This window comes from Candidatus Paceibacterota bacterium (assembly GCA_035452965.1).
In the GTDB taxonomy this organism is placed as follows: Bacteria; Verrucomicrobiota; Verrucomicrobiia; order Limisphaerales; family UBA8199; genus UBA8199.
In genome coordinates this window covers 50,113-69,387 of the sequence record DAOTCE010000014.1, presented here as the reverse complement: position 1 = coordinate 69,387, position 19,275 = coordinate 50,113, and the positions used below count along the sequence as shown (strand labels likewise).

The window sequence follows — 19,275 nt, the reverse complement described above, 5'->3', positions numbered from 1 at the left end:
TCCGCTCAAGGAAGTATCTGTATCCGGTAAAACCGGGCGGCGGCGGCCTTTGAAAGGACCAGCGTATTAGTGGTCGCGGTGGGCGGCGGGTTCGTGAAAATGTTGGTCCACGAACTGCCCATCGCCACGGATTGCTGCAACACCTGCCGTGCGTTCTGGCCGCCAGTCCAGCGCAATGCCAGAGTGCCGTTCGTGGCCGCAAGGCTGATGAACCTCAGCACGGAGGCGGAGGATGCCGGGTTTGTATCTGCCGCTTGCTCCTGCAGGTTGTTCATTCCGTCGCCGTCGTTGTCATCGGTTGCCACTGCCACGACCGGATTGCTGAAGTACTGTTGTTCCCAGCCATTCCGCAGCCCATCTCCGTCCGCGTCCAGGTCGGGGTGCGCCTGGCGCGAGAGGACCAACACGCTGTAGGGACCGATGGCGACCTGGCCGCTGCTCCCGGTGACGTTGACCATGGAGCTGCCGAAGTTGCCGAAGTCACTTCCGTAGCGGGGCCAATCGGAGTTGAGGTTCACGTACCAGTTGCCGCTCGCGGGCCAGGTGTGAATCCAATAGCTGGGAATGGCCGTGCTGGTGAAGTTCATGACAATCATCACCTGGTCGTTCGCGCCCGCGCCATAGCGATGGAATGCGAGCAGCTTCCACGGGGCGTCGTTGCGGACGACATGGCTGGTGACATTGGGGCCGGTGAGGCCGAGGCTTATGCCGTCGAGGTTGCGGCGCAGGTGAATGATGTCGCGGTAGAAGTTGACGACGTTGGAATAGGTCGTGGCGCGCGTCCAATCGAGCGGGTTGTCGTCGTTGAATTGTTCGACTTCCAGCAACTCCTGGCCCATAAAGAGCATCGGCAGCGCGGGAATGGTCATAGTGACCGCCGCGGCCAGCATCGAGCGTTTGCGGGCGTAATAGCCGTCCGGGTCGGCGGGTTGAATGCGCGTGGGAAGGCGCTGGTTGCCTGACCCGTTGAGCTCGCCGGTCAGGTCGTGGTTTTCGGAATAGACGACACGGAAGAAGCCGTTGCCGTTCATCGCGTTCCACAAGTCGTTCATGTTGCGATTCGCATCCGTGCCTTCGACGATTTGCCGGATCAGCAGGTCGGCGAAGCCGCGGTCCCACTCTCCGTGGAAGCCCTGTCCGTAGGCCTCGTCCTCGGCGATACTGATCACGCCCGGCCGTTGGGCGCGAATCTCGGTGTTGTTGATGTGTTGGATGAGCGAGTCGGCCTCGGGAATGTTCACATGCCCCGGGTCGTAATAGCGCATCGCACCCACGGCATCCCAGCGGAAGCCGTCAATGTGGTAGTCGTCCATCCACATTCGGAAGTTGTCTATGATGTATGAGCGAACGCCATCCGCGTTATACCGCGGGCGGCTGCCCCAGAGGGTGCAACAGATGTCCGGGGCCGAGTAGAAATAGATGCCCGGGGTGACGCCGTTATCGAAGCCCCACAGGTCGAGATCGCTGGGGCCGTAGTGATTGTGGACGATGTCCAGCAGCACGCGGATGCCTCGCGCGTGCGCGGCCTTCACGAAGATTTTCAAGCCGTCCGGCCCCCCGTACCCGGCGTTTTCCACCGCGTAAGGTTCGGCTGGGTTGTAGCCCCAACTGTAGTCCCCGGCGAACTCCGTCACTGGCATCAGCTGTACCGCGTTGATCCCTAGCGCGGCGAGATGGTCCAGCTTCTGGATTGCGTTGGAGAATTTGCCGGGGTCGCCGCTGCTGGGCGTGGGGTCGTAAAACGCTCCGACGTGCATTTCGTAGATCACCAGGTCGGATTGATTAATCGGCAGCCGGGTGTCGCCCGCCCACCGAAACGCCTGCTGGTCATAGACAATGGAGTTTCCCGCAGAATGCTCCACCTTCCGGCTGCGGGGGTCGCGCTTCCAGATCGAATTGTTCAGATGGAGCTTATATTTATGACCGGCGCGGGCGGCCGGGATGTCCGCCGACCAGTATTCGGTGCCGGTTTCCCTCGTGAGGTAATTCGCGGAAGTACTCCAGGCGTTGAAGTCGCCCGGCACGCTCACCGAGGTGGCATTGGGGGCCCACACGCGAAAGGTGACACCGGTGCCCTGTGCGTCGGCGTAAGGTATTGCGCCGACACCCGGGCGGGATGATTGGGCCGCGACTGGCAACGCGCACAGCCCGCTCAGGACCAGGACCGCGCCTGCCGCGGAATGCCAGTGCCGGGGGGCCTTGCGCGCCGACGGCCATGAGCAATCCGAGAAATGCATGCTTCGGGCCATATAGCGATGGTAGTGGATACGGCATGGCCGCGCAAACGATGAAACCGCGGATGCGCCCGCATGTTTGTGCGGCGCGGCGGCGGGTCTGCTTTACAGCGTGGTCGAAGTCAAGCTGGACGCGAATCGGGGGAATCTGGTCGGCGCGACGCTGCGGCAGCGGCAGAGTTACCTGCAGCACCGCAAGGAGTTTCCGCCGGAGGGTGATTTGGTGGTGGTGAAATTGCGGTTTTTGTGCAACTAGCTGCGGAAACGCTACTTATGACGGATTGCGCGTTCGGCAGGTGTTTTCGAGATGCTTGCGTCGTAACTGCGGCAACGACAGTATGTTAGGCTGAATCGCGTCAAAATGTCAAGGTTGTATCCACGGTGTGGAGACGGTGAGGATACGGTGAGGATACGGTGAGACTCCCTGCTGAGAGGCGCTGTGATGGGCGCGCGGCATGTTAGGGCTTTACTCCGTGCCGAGGTTGGTTTCTTATGCGAGCGCACAATGACACTGAAGCGGCTTACCAGACCTCGGCATGGGTAATACTCCGCAGGCGAGCGCGGGTTTCCTGGGCAAGTTCACCGTGCTGGGCGGTGCGGCGCGGGAATTGTGGGTCACGTTTGCGGTCAAGCTGTTGATGGTGGCGGCCTACGCGCTGGCGAACTCGACGATCGTGCTGTGGCTGTCGTCGGATTTTGGTTACAGCGACCAGGACGCGCTCGGGATGGTGGCGCTGTGGTCGGTGCTGATGACGGTGTGCACGGTGCTGGTGGGGTCGCTGACGGATGCGATTGGGCTGCGCCGGACGTTTTTCCTGGGGGTCTGGATTTGCATTGTCGCGCGCGCGGTGATGGTGTTCGTGGATGTGGAGTGGCTGGCGCTGGCGGGCGGTTTATTCCCGCTGGCGGTGGGGGAGGCGCTGAGCACGCCGGTGTTGATCGCGGCTGTCCGCCGCTACACGACGACGCAGCAGCGGTCCATATCGTTCTCCATCTTCTACATGATGATGAACGTGGGCTTCCTGATCGCATCCTTCGTGTTCGACTTTGTGCGGCAGGGGCTGGGGGAGCATGGGCAGCTGACGCTGCCGCTGGTGGGCATGAAGATCAGCACCTACCGGGCGCTGTTCCTGGCGAGCCTGGGGGTGGAGATTTCCGTGTTGCCGTTGCTTTACCTGTTGCGCGTGGGTGTGGAGGTGACCGACGAGGGGTTGCGGGTTGTTCCGGTGCAAGTGAAGGAGCGGCGGGGCAACATGGTGCAGGCGATGTTGGAGGTGGTGCGGGACACCGCGCTGGAGTCAGTGCGGCTTTTCCGAAAGCTGTTCCAGCAAGCCGGCGTTTACCGGCTGTTGGCGTTCCTGATTCTGATCGCGTTTCTGAAGCTGATCTTCATGCAGATGTATTACGTCTATCCGAAGTTCGGCATCCGCGAGCTGGGTAACGGCGCGCCGGTGGGGCGGCTCTGGGCGATCAACAGCATCCTGATCATATTCCTGGTGCCGCTGGTGGGCGCCCTGACGCAGAAGATCTCGGCGTATAAGATGGTGACGCTGGGTGGGATTATCTCCGCCGCGTCGGTGTTCATCATGGCATTGCCCACGGCGTGGTTTGAGCCGTTGGCGAACGGCCTGCCCGGTCACTGGCTCGGCCACGGGTATCTTGGGCTGAAAGGCAGTGTGCATCCCTATTACCCGATGATCGCATTGTTTGTCATTCTGCTCTCAGTGGGCGAGGCCTTCTACTCGCCGCGGGTCTATGAGTATGCGGCTGCGATTGCGCCCAAGGGGCAGGAGGCGTCCTACGCGTCACTTTCCTACGTGCCGTTTCTGCTGGCGAAGCTGCTCATCGGGACGTTCTCGGGGATGCTGCTGGCGCGGTATTGCCCGGAACATGGCGAGCGGCACTCGGAGACGATGTGGCTGTATGTGGCGTTGACCGCCACCATCGCTCCGGTGGGCCTGATCCTGTTGCGGCGCCTGATCCGCGTGCAGGAGGCAGGCAGGGAAGATTGAAGCCAAAGGGCCGAAAGGTCCTGCTCGGGCGGGCGTGTCAGCCCGAGGGAGTGGCGGGGCTACTTTACGGCGGGCTGGGTGATGCGCAGGTCGCCTTTGACTGCGTCGAGAGTGACGCGCACGCCGATCGGCAGTGTGGCGTTGAGGGGGATGTGGCCAAACGGCAAGCCCGTGACGAGGGGCACTTTGAGTGGGAGCAGCCTTTCCCGGAAGACGTCTTCCAGCGTCTGGCGGTATTCCCTTGCGTACCGGGCTTTGGGGTCTTTGCAGCCGGCGTTGATGCCAATGGCGATGCCGGCGACTTGCTGGAGGAGTCCGGCATTGAGAAGCTGGGTCAGCATTCGATCGAAGCGGTAAGGGACTTCGTCGAGGTCCTCGAAGAAGAGGATGCGCTTCTTGAAGTCGGGCAGGTAGGGAGTGCCCAGGGCAGCGCAGAGCAGGGTGATGTTGCCGCCCACCAGCGGGCCGGAGGCAACGCCGGGGCGCAACACGGTGACGGTCTTCCTCCTGTAGCCGTCGCAGATGCTGCCTGGCGCGGTCGGCTGCATGAGGGTCTTGAGGAAGCTTCGCAGTGTGAAGCCGGGCATGTCCTGCTTGATGATGTCCGAGTTGAGCATCGGGCCGTGGAAGGAGACGAGTCCGGCTTTGAGCAGGAAGGCGCAGTGAAGCGAGGTGATGTCGCTGTAGCCGACGAAGATCTTCGGGTTGGCGCGGATGACCCGGTAATCGAGCAACGGGAGGAGGCGCGAGCTGCCGTAGCCCCCGCGGACGCAGATGATGGCTTTGACCTTGCGGTCGGCGAACATCCTCATCAGGTCGCCCGCGCGGTCACGGTCGCTGCCGGCGAGGAAGCCCCACCGGCGACGGACGTTGGGCGCGAGCTTGGGCTTGAAACCGAGGCGCTCCAGCGCGGCGACGGAGCGGTCAACGTTCTTTGGGTCCGGCGGCGCGCTGGCCGGGGCGACGATGCCAATGGTGTCACCGGGGTGCAGACGGTCGGGGATGGCAGGCATAGGGGCGGGCGACGGGCGGGAGGTTTATTGGCAGCGAAGCGTGAGAAGCTGGGCTTTGGTCTGGGTGAAGGCCTCCTGGAGTTGCTGGAACAAGGCGGGGGCGCCGAGGACATTCCTGCCGCGGCCACAGTCCTCGAGCTTCTGGGATAGCTCAATGATGCGTTTGGTGCCCAGCTCGAGGCTCATGCCCTTCAGCGCGTGCGCATGGAAGGCGAGCATTGGTCCATCGTTAATGGACTGGCCAATTTGGGCAATGCGCGGGGGGGCCGTCTCAAGGAAAACGTCAATGAGTTCCTGGAGCATACTCATGCCGTTGGAGGCAGGCACGTTGCGCAAATCGGCAACTATGGCCTGGTCGAGCAGGGCATCCGCCGGGATGGATTTGATGCGGGACAGGAATGCCGTCTCGGACTTTCTGGCTTTGGTGGGACCCCAGCGTTCCAGCGCCGCCTGCAGTTCATTGACCCGCACGGGCTTGGTAATGTAATCATCCATGCCCGCCTGCAGACATCGTTCGCGGTCCCCAACCAGCGCGTTGCCGGTCATGGCAATGATGCGGGGGCGTTTATCGGCCGGCCAGCGCCGGCAAATCTGGCGGGCGGTTTCCAGGCCGTCCATCTCCGGCATCTGCACGTCCAGGAAGAGCAGGTCGTAAGCATTCTGTTCGAGAGATCTGAGGACTTCGAGGCCGTTACTGGCAGTGTCGGCGTGGTATCCCAGCTTACTCAGGACGCTGATGCCAACTTTCAGATTGATGGGATTGTCGTCGGCCAGGAGCACCCGCAGGGGCATGCGTTGAGCAAGGTCGTGATCGAGCGCGGGTTTGGCCGGCAGCTTCTTCTCGCGCTGGACTTGAACGCTCAAGGCGCGGCAGAGCGCGTCGAGCAACTGGCCCGGGCGGATGGGCTTGTGGATGGCGACCGCAATCCCACCCGGCAGCGGGCGCGCCTCTTCGCCGCCTGAGCGCATTGAGGAAAGCATAAGCAGGGGCACGTAGCGCCCGGCGGGTTGCTTCCGGATTTGCTCGGCCAGAGACAATCCGCTATTCTCTGGCAGTTCCAGGTCGAGGATGACCGCGTCAAACAGGTCCCCTTTGCCGAGCAGTGACAAGGCGTCGCGGCGATTGGCGGCAGTTTCCACCGTCATGCCCCATTGCTGGCCGCGTTCCACGATGATGCGCCGGTTGGTGGGATTGTCTTCGATAACCAGCAGGCGCTTCCCGATGAGTTGGGGCTGCGGGTTTCGCCAGGCAGGCGGAGCAGTAGCGGCGGCTGCCCTGGCCGAGATCGTGAAGTGGAAGCCGGCGCCTTTGCCGGCCTCGCTCTCGACCCAGATCCTCCCTCCCATGAGCTCCGACAGGCGTTTGCAAATGGCCAGCCCCAGGCCGGTGCCGCCGTAATGGCGCGTGGTGGAGGCATCCACCTGCTGGAAGGACTTGAAAAGACGACCCTGTTTGTCCAGTGCAATGCCGATGCCAGTGTCGCGTACGGTGAAGTGGAGCAGCCACTGCTCCGGGTGCCGGAGAAACTCCGTGTCATGCTCCTGGCCCGCGGGGATGGTTCGCACGGTGTGGTCGGCAGGGGTGACTTCAATGACGACTTCTCCCTGGGGAGTGAACTTGACGGCGTTGCCGATGAGATTGACGAGGATCTGCCGCAGCCGGGTGACGTCGCTGACCAGGATCTTGGGAATGGCGTCATCCACCAGGTAGGCCAGATCAAGGTTCTTCTCAGCCGCTTTGGGCGCGAGCAAATCCAGTGCCTCCTCGAGGCAGGTATAAAGGTCGAAGGGATGATGCTCCAACTCGAGCTTGCCGGACTCGATCTTGGAGAAGTCGAGAATGTCGTTGATGATAGTCAGCAGAGCCTCGGCGCTGCTGCGGGTGGCCTCGACATAGTCGCGTTGTTCGTCGGTCAGCTCGGTGTCCAGGAGCAGGCCGGTCATGCCGATCACGCCGTTCATTGGGGTGCGGATTTCATGGCTCATGTTGGCCAGGAACTGGGACTTGGCCATGGTGGCTTCCTCGAGTTTCTGGTTGAGGGAGATGAGCGCGGCGTTGCTTTCGATGAGCTGCTGCTGGCTTTCACGAAGCGCGCGATAGGCGGCGTCGCGCTGGACCAGGTTGAGGTGGGCCTTGGCGTGATGGCGGATGCGGGCGGCCAATTCAAGCTTGTCCGGGAGCTTGACCAGGTAATCGTTGGCGCCGAGGGCAAAGGCGTTGCCTTTGACGTGCGGGTTCTCATTCGTCGAGAGAACAATGATTGGGGTATTCTGTGTGGCCGGGTTGGCGCGGAATTGCTTGACCAGGGTGAGGCCATCCACGCCGGGCATCACAAGGTCCTGAAGAATAACGCTGGGCTTGATCTGGTTAGCGACCGCAATTGCTTCGCGAGGATCTGCGCAGTAATGGAAATCAATATCGAACTCGTTCGCCAGGGCGCGGCGAACGGCTTCGCAAACCAGGGCCTGGTCATCCACGAGCAGCACCATCACGTGGTGCTCGCCCGGGAACGCCGGGTGTTCCTGGGCCGGCTTTATGGTGAAGCTGGTGCCTTCGTCAGCCATGCGATGAAATCTTGTCTGTGACTATATTCGTGAGCCTGGCGGCGATTTTGTCGAGCGCTAAAATTTCACTCGCGGCGCCCAGCCTGGCAGCGGCGGCGGGCATGCCATAAACGGCGCTGCTGGACTGGTCTTGAGCAATCGTGTGATGATTTTTGGCGCGCAGGGCGCGCAGCCCTTCCGCGCCGTCAGCGCCCATGCCGGTCAGCACGACGCCGATGACGTCCCCAGGCCAGAATTGCGCCGCGCTCTTGAAGAACTGGTCAACAGAGGGATGCCAGGCGCAGTCGGCCGGCTGGCTGGTGTAAACCAAGCGGGACGGACTGGCGAAAACGAGATGATTGTCCTGCCCGGCCAGCAGGGCGGTGCCGGCTTGCGGGCGATCGCCCTCGCGGGCCACACGCACGTGGAGGCGGGACTGGCCGTCCAGCCAAGCCGCGAGGCCCTTGGCGAATTGCATGTCCACGTGCTGAATGATGATGATCGGTGCGGGGAAGTCAGCTGGCAAATGTGCCAGGACTCGAGCCAGCGCCGTGGGGCCGCCGGCGGAGGCGCCGATGCCTACCAGGCGCGGCTGACCGGGGGCCAGGGAACAGGCGGCGCGCTGGGTGGGTATCGGGCGGGGCTTTCTCTGATTGGCGCCCAGTAGCCTGCCGATAGTCTCAATCTTGCTCAGCAAAGCTGTCGCGCCAGCACTGGCTTCCGGAGAATCGAAGACTGGCGTATTGACCGCATCCAGGGCGCCAGCGCCCATCGCTTCGAACACCTTCGATGAGTTGCTGGTGACGCTGGCAGTGACCACTACAATGGCGCATGGATTGCGCGCCATGATGCGGCGCGTGGCTTCCACTCCATCCATGCCCGGCATGATCAAGTCCATCAGGATGAGGTCCGGTGTGTCACGGGCGTTGAGCTCGACCGCGGCGGCGCCGTCGCGCGCAATCCAGGCGATCTGATGTTCACGCGTGTGCAGGACCACGCGGCGCATCGCTTCGACCGCGGCCATAACGTCGTTGACCAGCGCGATTCTCATGTGCCGGGTTCGCCGACGAGATCCACGACGGCTTGCAGGAGGAGCGCATCGTTGAAGTCGCCCTTGGGAAAGTAGTAGTCGGCGCCGGCGTCCATGCCACGCAGCCGGTCTTCCTCGCTCTCCTTGTAGGAAACGACCATGATCGGCAAGGATTTCAAGCGCGGGTCCCGCTTGATCAGCGCGATGAGCCCGATGCCGTCCAGGTGCGGCATGTCCACATCGGTAATTATCAGGTCATAATCACCGGAGCGCACGGCGTTCCATCCGTCCGTGCCGTCCACGGCCGTGTCGATCAGGTAGCCATGGGTGGTGAGGATTTTGCGGACGAGCTCGCGGACCGTGAGCGAGTCGTCCACGACCAGGACACGTTTGGCTTTCTGCTCGGGCAGTTCGAGTCCCGGGCGCGGAAGCTCGACCAGCGGGCGTTCTGCGACCAACTTCTCGATGGACTGAAGCATGTCGTCCACGTCCACGATGAGGACCGGGGAGCCGTCTTCCATCATTGCCGCCGCGCTGATGTCCTTGATCTTGCCGAGCCGGGAGTCCAGTGGTTGAACGACGAGTTCGCGTTCCCCCAGGAAGCGGTCCACGACCACGCCGTAGCGGACGTTCCGTTCCCCGAGTACCACTACGGGCAAGTCGCTGCCGAACGGCCGCGCGGCACCCGTGTCAAAGACCTGCTGAGCAGCCACCAGGCCAACTTGGTGGCCAGCGAGGGGGAAGTGGTAGCGGTTTTCCAGCTTCTCGACGCGCTCGCGACTGAGTCTCAAGGCGCGGCTGATGTGATTGAGCGGGAAGGCGTAGGGTTCGCCGTCCACCTCGACCAGCAGGGCGCGGACCACGGAGAGCGTGATGGGCATTTGGAGTTGCACGCGCAGGCCGCGGCCGGGCTGGGTGATGACGCGCAGGTTGCCGCGCACATTCCGAACCATGTTTTGCACGACGTCCAAACCAACGCCGCGGCCGGAGATCTCGGTCACGGATTCCTTGAGAGTGAAGCCCGGCCGGAAAAGGTAATCCAGGAGCTCGGACTCCGCCAGCTTCTCGACGACCTCAGTGGGCGCCAGCTTGCGTTGCAAGACGATCTGGCGGACGCGCTCCAATGGGACGCCGGGGCCGTCGTCGGCCACGGTCACCAGCAGCATGCCAGCGCTGTGGCGCGCCTCCAGGCGAATGATGCCTTCGGGGGGCTTGCCGGCGAGCCGGCGTTGCTCGGGCGGTTCGCAACCATGATCTACCGCGTTGCGCAGCAGATGTGCCAGCGGGGCCTCCAATCGCTCCATGACGTCGCGATCCACCTGGGTGTCTTCGCCGGTGACCTCGAGCCGTACCTTTTTGCCTAAGGCGCGGGCCAGGTCCCGCACCATGCGGGGAAACCGGGAGGCGCAATCGCTGAAGGGTCGCATGCGGGCGCGCAGCACCTCGAGGTACATTCGCTGGGAGAGCAATGCGGAACGTCGCTCGAACAAGTCGAGCTCCTGCATGCGTTCCGCCAGCAGCTGCTGACAACTGGCCACACTGCGCGCCAATTCCTCGAGTTGGTGCTCCCCGCGGGCGGTCCCGGGCTCTTCCCGGAGGACCTGGCGCAGGTCATCCAGCGTCCGACCCAGCTCCGTCTGCTGGCGTCTTAGCCGCTGGAGCGAGTCGGCAAAGGGGCGCAGCCACCGCGATTCCACCAGCGACTCGCCCGCCAAACCGAGCAACCGGTTCAGGTTTGCGGTCGCGAGCCGGACCACGCGCTCGGGCACACGCTTGCCGCGGGCTTCGACCGGCACCGGCAGGGCTTGTTCCTCCGGCGGCGGGCGCCGGGCCAGGCTGCCGGTCTGCGCCAGGTGCGCCAGCGAGCTGAGCGCGTCGTCCATATCAGCGGCATGTTCGACCTCCCAGGGGGCGATGTCCGCTTCCCCTTGCCTGGCGATCTGCTGCAGCAAATCAACGGCACGGAAAAGCAGGTCAATTTCCGGCTGGCCCAGAGTCAGCTTCCTGTCTTGGGCCTGCGTGAAGCAATCCTCCATGACGTGGGCGAGGCGTTCCACCGCCCTCACATTCACTATCCGGGCGGCGCCTTTGATCGAGTGAGCGGCGCGCATGAGCATCTCCAACTGCTCCGGGCCGCGGGAACCGCGTTCCAACGAGAGCAAACCGTCGCTGAGGCTGTTAGCCTGGTTTTCGACTTCGCCGCGGAAAAGCTCCAGCATTGAGCGTTGGGTTGGGTCGTTGCTGTCGGGTTTGCTCATGTCAGGCTCCGGTTCAGGGCGGCGAAGAGCAACCCGGGATCGAGCAGGCCGACGGCGTGGCCCTCACATTGCACGATGCCTCGCGTGTAGCTGAGCCCAGACCGGGCCAGGGTGGCGGGTGGCTCGGTCAGGTCCGCCGGCTGGTACCGGTGGATACCGCGAACTTCATCGACAGGGAAGACGAAGCGATCGCCATCGAGTTGGGTCACCAGCAGCCGTTCATAGGTTCGGTGCCGCCTGGCGCGGGGCAGTGTTGGGTCCAACCCCAGCAGCCGGCCCAGCGAGACGCAGAGCACAAGCTCGCCGCGAATGTTCGCCAGGCCCAGCACAACGCCCTGGCGCCGGTGCGGCAGCGAATGCACCGGCCGGTGCTCGGCCACTTCCTGAATGGCCGGCGCGTGCAACGCAAACCACTCCGTGCCAAGGCGGAAGATCAGTGCCGATTTCCTGGCGGAAGCCGGGGGCACTTTCTGCTGTGCGAAATGTTCGGTCCACGCGCGCCGGTATTCCGGCGCCAGCGGACGGTCGAGCAGCCGCACGCCCGCAGCCGAGAACGTCGGACAGCTATGACAATGGCCCACCTCCGCCAGCTTCGGGCAACTGCCGTTGCCACGCACGCCGATCTCGTTCCAACAAGCCTCGATCTCGCGCGTCGCAGGGGGATCAGGTTGCCGCAGGGAGGTGCTCACGAGTGTGGGCTATGTCTTGAGCCTGATTCGCTGGGCGCGGATCTTATACGCGCGCGCACGTCCGGAATCGCCATTCTGCTCCAGCAAATATGCCATCCACTCTAAACTATCACAATGGTTGGGCTCGAGGTAAATGGCTTTGCGGAGGCAGTCCAACGCGCGAGGATCGCCGCCGGCCTCACGCACCCGCCCGAGCAGATAATACGCCTGGGCGCACGCCGGGTCCCGTAGCAGGCGGGACTCGCATATTTCAGCGGCCTCCTTTAGGCGCCCGGCTTGGATGTGGCGGAGCGCGGCGTCCAGGTCGGCTCCGGGCAGGGGACCCGGTTTGGGTCCGCCGTTGCCCGGGAGCTGTGGTGCGGGAACTTGACGGTTCAGCGGTCGGGGGGGCTTCGGGCGGCGGGGGGCGCGCCCAGGTTGGCGGACGGTGAAGGCCGAGCAGAGGTTGGCGCTGACCAAACCGAAGTCCAAAGCCATCGGTCGTTCAACCGGCCCGACAAATAGAATTCCGCCAGGCGCCAGCAAGCGCTCCAGTCGGGCCAACACATTGCGCTGGGTCGGCGCGTCGAAGTAAATGAGCAGGTTGCGGCAGAAAACGAAGTCATAAACCCCGTGTCCGGGCAGGAAAGTGTCGCTCAATAGGTTGGCCTGGAAGAAGCGCACACACTGCCGCACCGCCGGGGCCAGCACGAAGCCGTCTTTGGCCTGCTGAAAATAGCGGTCGCGGTACCAGAGGTCCTTGCCGCGAAAGGCATTCCCGCGGTAAACGCCCCGCTGGGCCGCAGCCAACGCGCGTGTGCTGATGTCCCCCGCCTCGATTTGGAACCGGCTGGGCGGCACCCCCGCCTCCAGCAGGGCGATCGCCAGCGAATAGGGTTCTTCCCCCGCTGCGCAGGGCAGGCTCAGCACCCGTAGCGAAGCATGCGGGTGGGCGGGCAGCCAGGCCCCGGTCACCGCGCGCGTAAACGCCGCAATTGCCTCGGACTCGCGGAAGAACCAGGATTCGGGGACCACCACTAACTCCACCAACTCGCTCCATTCCCCGCGCGGGGCTGGGAGCAGTTGTCGGTAATCCTCCACTCGCTTCAGGCCAAGGCTCCGCATCCGGTGCCGAACCGCGCGCTGGATGCCCGTGGGGCCCAGGGCGGCGCCACTCAGGCCCATCGTCTGCCGGAGCAATTGTTCAATCTGCTTCATGTGCGGCGGTTTCCGCGAACAAGCTGTTGCGCACGGAATCCGAGAGCAGGCGTTGTTCGTAGATCCACTGGACCGGGCGCTGCTGGTCCATGAGGATAGGGCCCAGATAAGGTGCGTGGTCGAGTTTGACGCCCGAGTCCAGGAAGTCTTTGGCGTCTCTGCGCATCGTCTCGGTGGCCTGCTCGGCAATCAGTCCGAGCAGCCGGTTGGTCCCGCCGCCGTCCGGGTAATTGACGATGATGATCCGCGTGCTGAACCGCTCCCGGGCTGGCTGGCCCAGGGTCAGCGCCGACAGGTCCACGGCGGGCACTGGACGGCCGCGATAATTGAAGATCCCGACTACTCCGCGGGGCGCCTCGGGCAGTTGCTTCATCTCCAACAGCGGGACGACCTCGACCACGCGGCTGGCCTCCAGTGCGTAGCGGTCCTGGTCCAGTTGGAAGAGCAGAAACAGCATGGCTAGCTGGGCAGCTTGAACCGGGCCACACTCACCTGCAGGCCGCGGGCAGCGCTGTTCAATTGCTCGATCGCCAGGTTGGACTGGCGCAGGGACTCTGCTGTTTGCTGCGAGGCTTCGGTCAGTTGCGTCAGCGTGTCGCTGATCTGCTGGGCTCCGGTGGCCTGAGCGTTCATGCCTTCGTTCACCGTCTGGAACCGCGGCGTGAGCGTCTGGACTTGGTGGAGAATCTGCGCCAAATGGGTGCTCACCTGCCGGATTTCCTCCACCCCGCGGCGTGCCTCCTCCGAAAACTTGTCCATACTCATCACCCCGGCGGCGACGGCCGATTGCATCTCCTTTACCATCTTCTCGATGTCGAAGGTGGCCACGGCGGTCTGGTCCGCCAGGCGGCGGATTTCCATGGCCACCACGGCGAAGCCCAAGCCGTATTCGCCGGCCTTTTCGGCCTCGATGGCGGCGTTGAGCGACAGCAGGTTGGTCTGGTCGGCCACCTTGGTGATGGTGGTGACGACGGAGTTGACGTTGGTCGTTTTCTCGCTGAGCACGGACAGCTTGGCGGTGATGGCGGCGGCAGCCTCCACGATTTGGCGCATGGTGGTCTCCATGCGCGTGATGGCCGTGTGTCCGCTGCCGGCGAGGTCGGCCGTTTGTTCGGAGACCTCGTTGACCTCGCTTATGGTTTTGACCAACTCCCTGGAGGTGGCGGAAATCTGCTTGGAGGTGGCGCCGATCTCAGCGGTCGTGGTGGCGATTTCGTGGGCGGTGGTCTGCTGCTCGCGTGCTGTTGCGGCGATCTCCGTAGCGGTGGTGTTGACTTGGATGCCCGAGCGCTGCACCTGGCCCACGAGGTCGGACAGGTTATCCGCCACGCGGTTGAGGTTCTCGCTCAGGATGCCAAACTCATCCTGCCGTGTGACCGTCAGGCGCTCGGTGAAATCACCTTGGCGCATGCGTTCGAGGGCTGCCACCAGGCGATTGAGCGGTCGGGTGACGGTGGCAGAATGGACGCGGCCCACAATGGGGATGGCTAGGAGCAGAATGAGTATGGGCGCCAGGCCTACCCACCCGAGCAGCCCGGCGCGCTTCGATTCCGCGCTGCGCAACGAGTCTATCTCAGCCGTCAAGTCGTCAAAGAGCTTCCGGCGCGCATTGCGAATATCCGGGTATTCCTTATTGTAGAGCAAGGTGGCGGCGGCACTGTCACCCCGGGCGGCAGTGTCGAGCACCTGCTGGTGAAAGTCGGCCAGGGTGCGGGAGGAGAAGTGGTTCAGGTTGCTCACTGCTTGAACGAGGCCCGGGTGTTCGGCGAAGGTGGCTTGGATGGAGTTAAGTTGGTTGGTCAAGGCATCCTCGGCTTCGCGCTTGTATTGCAGCTCCAATTGGTTGCCTGGATCCAACAACAGGCCGCGAACCGTGTCACTGATGAGCACCCCTTTGTAGGTGATGCTGGACCGGGCGGCCGCCAACTGCTCGGAGCGCGTATCGGCGGTTGCCCGGGCGTTGGCCGCCCACAGCGCCAAACCCACGCCGGCCAGCAATAGCACGATCAAAATCCAAAACGCGATGTTAAGGCGATGCCAAGTGGTCGTCGCTTGCATAGGAGGCCAGATGCATAACCCGTTCGAGGCGCGAAAACAAGCATTATTAGCCGTCCTGCCACAGGGTAGATCTCGGCACTGCCGCCACTCCGGACAGTAGCGGCAGGCACGATAGCTGCCGCTGCCTCTTTCACCGCTGGGTGAGTTGGTTCCGCAACGCGATGGGGATTAGGTTCAGCGTGGCTGCGGGACAACTGGCTTGCGCGGGCGGGGAAACGCTTGTAGATACAGAAGGTGAAGTTATTGACCAGTCGGCGATGTCTCCCATCCTGCGCGCGATGGGTTCTTGTGTTCACCACTGCGGTGCTTGCCGGATGCGACCGCAGCCAGGTCCAGGAATACCGCGTGGCCAAGGAACCTGCGGTGGCCCCTTCTCCGGCCCTGCCTCCCGGCCACCCCGACACCTCGGGCGCGGCCCCTATGTTCGAATATACCCGCCCGCCCGATTGGCGGGAGGCGCCTCCAGGCCAGATGCGCGTCGCCTCCTTCCAGGTTTCCGGCCAGGACGGTGAACAAGCCGATGTGAGCGTCGTTCCGCTGCCCGGCCTGGCGGGGAGCGACCTGGCCAACGTCAACCGCTGGCGCGGCCAGGTCGGATTGCCGGGGGTATCCGAGGAGGAGCTAGCCAAACTGGCCCAACCGGTCGAAATCGCCGGCCAGCCCGCCCAACTCTACGAGCAAGCCGGGACCAACGCCGGCTCGGGCGATAAGACCTGCATCCTCGCGGCCATCGCTCGTCGCGACGGCGTAGCCTGGTTCTTCAAGATGACCGGCGAGGAAGCCCTTGTGGCGCAGCAGAAATCCGCGTTTATCGGTTTTCTCAAGTCCGTGCGATTCCCACCCGCCAGCCCCCAGGCGCAATTGCCTCCCGACCATCCCCCGATTGACGGCGGCCACACGCAGCCGGGCACCAACTAGAGCCAGCCCGTTCCCATGGCCCTGGACGCAATGCTCGACCGGCTCATCCGCTTCTTTACTTCGATGCGGCTGACGGTGGTCTGCTTGGCGCTGGCGCTGGTGCTGGTGTTCTGGGGCACGCTCGCGCAAGTCGAACTCGGTCTTTACAAGGCACAGAACGAGTTCTTCCGCAGTTTCATTATCTACTGGAGCCCCAAAGGCGCCGCGTGGCGCGTGCCCGTGTTCCCGGGCGGCTACCTCATCGGCGGCGTCCTCTTGCTCAACCTCATCGCGTCGCAGATCAAGTGTTTCACACTCTCGGTCAGCCGGATTGGGCTTTGGATGGTGCATGGCGGCCTCGTCCTGCTGCTGCTCGGCCAGCTTCTGACAGACCTGCTTTCGCGCGAGAGCATCCTGCACCTGCGCGAGTGCGAAACCAAGAACTACTCGGAAACGCAACGCGAAGCCGAGCTCGCAATGGTGGATACCACTGATCCGAATGCCGACCGTGTCGTCGCCATCCCGCAGGACACATTGGCTAGGCAGAAGACCATCCGGCCGGTCGGGCTGCCCTTCACGGTGCGGGTGAAGCGTTACTTTGCCAACGCGAACGTACGCGAGCGAGCGGCCGACGCCTCCGAGTCCCCGGCGGCGACCAAGGACGCCGGCTTGCGCGCGATTGTCACCGAGCTTCCTCGGGTGACGGAGATGGACCGGCGTGATGTGCCGGCTGCGGTGATTGAGATCGAGACCAACCAGGGCTCGCTCGGCACCTGGCTGGTGTCCGAGTATGTTGATCAGCCCCAGGGCTTCACCTACGATCGCCGAACCTACCAACTCGCCCTGCGGCCCCGCAGGCATTACAAGCCCTACAGCATCCAACTGCTGAAATTCACCCACGATGTCTACCCGGGCACGGAGATCCCGAAGAACTTCTCCAGTCGCGTTCTGCTTCACCGTCCGGACACCGGCGAGAAGCGCGAGGTCCTCATTTACATGAACAATCCGCTGCGTTATGCGGGCGAAACCTACTACCAATCCGGCTTCGACCCGGATAATCACGGCAGCATCCTGCAAGTGGTCCGCAACCCAAGCTGGCTGACGCCCTACCTCTCCTGCGTGCTGGTAGGCCTGGGGCTGATCGTCCAATTCACGGTCCACCTCCTCGGCTTCGCCTTCCAACGGAGGACCGCATGAAGTTCCTCCTCCGGCTCGTTCCCTGGTTTTTCGTCGCCCTGTTCGGCGCCGAGATCGTGGCCGTTTTTCTCCCCAAGCGCGACGGTGAATACCACGTCCGCGCTTTCGGCCGCCTGCCGGTGCTGCTCAACGGCCGCATCCAGCCCTTTGACTCGGTCGCCCGCAACTCCCTGCTGCAAATACGCAGCACCGGTGACCTGCCACTCGAACAAGTGCCGTTCTGGAAATTCTGGTATCACCCCAAAAAACTCCGGGCGACCGAATGGCTGCTCGAAACCGCGACCCGGCCCGAAGTCGCCGATACCCGCCCCATCTTTCTCATCCACCACGCCGAGCTCCTCGGCGAACTCAAGCTCCAGGACAAAGGTATTGAGAAATCGGGCCTGCGCTATTACTCCTTTAACGACCTCAAGCCGATGCTGGAGGAGATTGACCAGCAGGCCCGCAAGGCTGGCGAGGCCAAGTCCGGCGAACAGTCCACCTTCCAAAAGCAGGTGCTCAAACTGGCCAACGCCCTCTCCCTCTACCGCCGGCTCAAGTTCACACTCCAACCGGAGGGCGTGGACGACTTCGCCCATGAGCTGGCTGTCTTCCAGCAAAACCTGGGAGCCGCCCTGGCCGCGGCGCACGCCAACGCCGGCGACAAGGACTTTGACCGGCAAGCCCTCCAGCGCATCGCTCGGCCTCTGCAGAACTTTCGCATGATGGCGCGGCACGGATATGCACTAACGGTGCCGCCGCTGGATTCCGCTCGGGCCCGCGATGATTGGCAGACCCTGGGCGCCAGCCTGCTGGAGAGCGCCCACAGTGGCGCTCTGCATCCCGCGGCGACCAATTTCGCCGCCCTGGCCACGGCCTACCGCCGGCACGACGCGCCCAGCTTCAACCGTGTGGTGGAGACCTACCGGCAATGGCTGGCCCCGCGATTCGATGGCGAGGTGCGCAAGGGCCGCGCCGAGTACTACTTCAACAATGTCAAGCCGTTCCTGCACGCGATGATCATCTATCTCTGTGCCTTCGTGCTGGCCTGGGGCGCGCTGCTCACGTTCGGCCTGGCGCCCGGGTGGTCCGAGGCGCTGCGCCGCTCGGCCTTTTACCTCGTGCTTATCGCCGGGCTGGTCCATACCTTCGGCCTGGTGTTCCGCATGGCGCTCGAAGGCCGCCCGCCGGTCACCAACCTCTACTCGTCCGCCATCTTCATCGGCTGGGGCGCCATGCTGCTGGGCCTGGTCCTGGAGCGTATCTACCGTGTGGGCATCGGCAGTGTGGTCGCCTCGCTGGCGGGCTTCGTGACGCTGACCATCGCTCACAATCTCGCCCTCGGCGGAGACACTATGGAGATGCTGCGCGCGGTGCTCGACACCAACTTCTGGCTGGCGACGCACGTCATTACCATCACCCTGGGTTATTCCGCCGCCTTCGCTGCCGGGTTGCTGGCGATCATCTACATATTCCTCGGCGTGTTCACCCCCCTCCTCTCTCACCCCGTGGGCAGGGCGCGGTCGCCGAGCGCGCCGCCTGCGTCCGCAGGCGCGCCCTGCCACGACGCCCTGCCTGTGACGTTGGGCCAGGCGCTTGGCACAATGGTTTACGGCATCATCTGCTTCACCACTCTGTTCAGCTTCGTAGGCACCGTTCTGGGCGGCATCTGGGCCGACCAATCCTGGGGCCGGTTCTGGGGCTGGGACCCGAAGGAAAACGGAGCGCTGCTTATCGTGTTGTGGAATGCGATCATCCTCCACGCCCGCTGGGGCAACCTGTTGCGCGACCGCGGTATCATGAATCTGGCCGTTTTCGGCAACGTGGTGACCAGCTTCTCGTGGTTCGGCGTGAACATGCTGGGCATCGGCCTCCACTCCTACGGGTTCATGGATGCCGCCTTCAAGTGGCTGATGCTCTTCTTCGCCAGCCAGGTAATGGTGATTGTCCTTGGTCTGTTGCCGCTCCGGCTGTGGCGCAGCTACCGTGCTGGGACCGGCCTCTCCTCCTCCGCCCAGCCCGACCCAGCCACCGTATAGACCTCACCCAGTCGAGCGATGCTCATCGCTCCCTGGTGAGAAACGCTTCCCAATTCCGAGTCAAGGAATGGTTGACGAGAGGAGCAAACCTCGCAAACCTCGGGCCCATGCGAGCGCATCCGGACCAT

Annotated in this window: 14 protein-coding genes; 5 read left to right on the top strand and 9 right to left on the bottom strand. The window is 63.5% G+C overall.

The genetic code is table 11. The features are described 5' to 3' along the window. Positions 1 to 5: 5 nt before the first annotated feature. Positions 6 to 2,249, bottom strand: a complete 2,244-nt coding sequence (locus tag P5205_12475) for an alpha-amylase family glycosyl hydrolase (GenBank protein ID HSA11176.1) — start codon at positions 2,247 to 2,249, stop codon at positions 6 to 8. 97 nt (positions 2,250 to 2,346) lie between these two features. On the opposite strand from P5205_12475, the gene P5205_12470 reads away from it, so the two are divergent. Both P5205_12470 and P5205_12465 read left to right on the top strand, forming a co-directional pair. Continuing rightward, positions 2,347 to 2,490 carry a hypothetical protein gene (locus P5205_12470; GenBank protein HSA11175.1) on the top strand — a complete coding sequence of 48 codons (144 nt, stop codon included), beginning with the start codon at positions 2,347 to 2,349 and terminating at the stop codon, positions 2,488 to 2,490. Between the two features lie 280 nt (positions 2,491 to 2,770). After that, positions 2,771 to 4,246, top strand: a complete 1,476-nt coding sequence (locus P5205_12465) for an MFS transporter (protein HSA11174.1) — start codon at positions 2,771 to 2,773, stop codon at positions 4,244 to 4,246. 59 nt (positions 4,247 to 4,305) lie between these two features. On the opposite strand, the gene P5205_12460 is transcribed toward P5205_12465, so the two are convergent. From P5205_12460 to P5205_12425, 8 genes are read right to left on the bottom strand one after another with little or no spacing between them, the layout of a single operon-like run. Further along, positions 4,306 to 5,259 carry an LD-carboxypeptidase gene (locus P5205_12460; GenBank protein HSA11173.1) on the bottom strand — a complete coding sequence of 318 codons (954 nt, stop codon included), beginning with the start codon at positions 5,257 to 5,259 and terminating at the stop codon, positions 4,306 to 4,308. A gap of 24 nt (positions 5,260 to 5,283) precedes the next feature. Next, the gene (locus tag P5205_12455; GenBank protein ID HSA11172.1) at positions 5,284 to 7,824 is read right to left on the bottom strand and encodes a response regulator; all 2,541 of its coding nucleotides are present in this window, start codon (positions 7,822 to 7,824) and stop codon (positions 5,284 to 5,286) included. After that, positions 7,817 to 8,854 carry a chemotaxis response regulator protein-glutamate methylesterase gene (locus P5205_12450; protein HSA11171.1) on the bottom strand — a complete coding sequence of 346 codons (1,038 nt, stop codon included), beginning with the start codon at positions 8,852 to 8,854 and terminating at the stop codon, positions 7,817 to 7,819. The genes P5205_12455 and P5205_12450 overlap by 8 nt, the downstream gene beginning before the upstream one ends. Beyond that, positions 8,851 to 11,091: a hybrid sensor histidine kinase/response regulator gene (locus tag P5205_12445; GenBank protein ID HSA11170.1), complete on the bottom strand. Its 2,241-nt coding sequence runs from the start codon at positions 11,089 to 11,091 to the stop codon at positions 8,851 to 8,853. Before P5205_12445 ends, P5205_12450 begins: the two co-directional genes overlap by 4 nt. After that, positions 11,088 to 11,780, bottom strand: a complete 693-nt coding sequence (locus tag P5205_12440; protein HSA11169.1) for a chemotaxis protein CheW — start codon at positions 11,778 to 11,780, stop codon at positions 11,088 to 11,090. The genes P5205_12445 and P5205_12440 overlap by 4 nt, the downstream gene beginning before the upstream one ends. 9 nt (positions 11,781 to 11,789) lie before the next feature. Beyond that, entirely contained in the window at positions 11,790 to 12,977 is a 1,188-nt protein-coding gene (locus P5205_12435) for a CheR family methyltransferase (GenBank protein HSA11168.1), read from the bottom strand. After that, positions 12,964 to 13,434, bottom strand: coding sequence for a chemotaxis protein CheW (locus tag P5205_12430; protein HSA11167.1), 471 nt, complete (start codon positions 13,432 to 13,434; stop codon positions 12,964 to 12,966). Before P5205_12430 ends, P5205_12435 begins: the two co-directional genes overlap by 14 nt. Before the next feature lie 2 nt (positions 13,435 to 13,436). Continuing rightward, on the bottom strand, positions 13,437 to 15,035 hold the full coding sequence (locus tag P5205_12425) for a methyl-accepting chemotaxis protein (GenBank protein ID HSA11166.1): 1,599 nt from the start codon (positions 15,033 to 15,035) through the stop codon (positions 13,437 to 13,439). Between the two features lie 288 nt (positions 15,036 to 15,323). Here P5205_12425 and P5205_12420 point away from each other — a divergent pair, with 288 nt between their 5' ends. From P5205_12420 to ccsA, 3 genes are read left to right on the top strand one after another with little or no spacing between them, the layout of a single operon-like run. Further along, on the top strand, positions 15,324 to 15,953 hold the full coding sequence (locus tag P5205_12420; GenBank protein ID HSA11165.1) for a hypothetical protein: 630 nt from the start codon (positions 15,324 to 15,326) through the stop codon (positions 15,951 to 15,953). Positions 15,954 to 15,968: 15 nt separating this feature from the next. Continuing rightward, positions 15,969 to 17,129: a cytochrome c biogenesis protein ResB gene (locus P5205_12415; GenBank protein ID HSA11164.1), complete on the top strand. Its 1,161-nt coding sequence runs from the start codon at positions 15,969 to 15,971 to the stop codon at positions 17,127 to 17,129. After that, positions 17,126 to 19,147 carry a cytochrome c biogenesis protein CcsA gene (ccsA, locus tag P5205_12410; GenBank protein HSA11163.1) on the top strand — a complete coding sequence of 674 codons (2,022 nt, stop codon included), beginning with the start codon at positions 17,126 to 17,128 and terminating at the stop codon, positions 19,145 to 19,147. Before P5205_12415 ends, ccsA begins: the two co-directional genes overlap by 4 nt. Positions 19,148 to 19,275: the final 128 nt, after the last annotated feature.

Coding starts and splice junctions, on each gene's coding strand:
- P5205_12475 (HSA11176.1), bottom strand. CDS start 2,249: ATGGCCCGAAGCATGCATTTCTCGGATTGCTCATGGCCGTCGGCGCGC.
- P5205_12465 (HSA11174.1), top strand. CDS start 2,771: ATGGGTAATACTCCGCAGGCGAGCGCGGGTTTCCTGGGCAAGTTCACC.
- P5205_12460 (HSA11173.1), bottom strand. CDS start 5,259: ATGCCTGCCATCCCCGACCGTCTGCACCCCGGTGACACCATTGGCATC.
- P5205_12455 (HSA11172.1), bottom strand. CDS start 7,824: ATGGCTGACGAAGGCACCAGCTTCACCATAAAGCCGGCCCAGGAACAC.
- P5205_12450 (HSA11171.1), bottom strand. CDS start 8,854: ATGAGAATCGCGCTGGTCAACGACGTTATGGCCGCGGTCGAAGCGATG.
- P5205_12445 (HSA11170.1), bottom strand. CDS start 11,091: ATGAGCAAACCCGACAGCAACGACCCAACCCAACGCTCAATGCTGGAG.
- P5205_12435 (HSA11168.1), bottom strand. CDS start 12,977: ATGAAGCAGATTGAACAATTGCTCCGGCAGACGATGGGCCTGAGTGGC.
- P5205_12430 (HSA11167.1), bottom strand. CDS start 13,434: ATGCTGTTTCTGCTCTTCCAACTGGACCAGGACCGCTACGCACTGGAG.
- P5205_12425 (HSA11166.1), bottom strand. CDS start 15,035: ATGCAAGCGACGACCACTTGGCATCGCCTTAACATCGCGTTTTGGATT.
- P5205_12415 (HSA11164.1), top strand. CDS start 15,969: ATGGCCCTGGACGCAATGCTCGACCGGCTCATCCGCTTCTTTACTTCG.
- ccsA (HSA11163.1), top strand. CDS start 17,126: ATGAAGTTCCTCCTCCGGCTCGTTCCCTGGTTTTTCGTCGCCCTGTTC.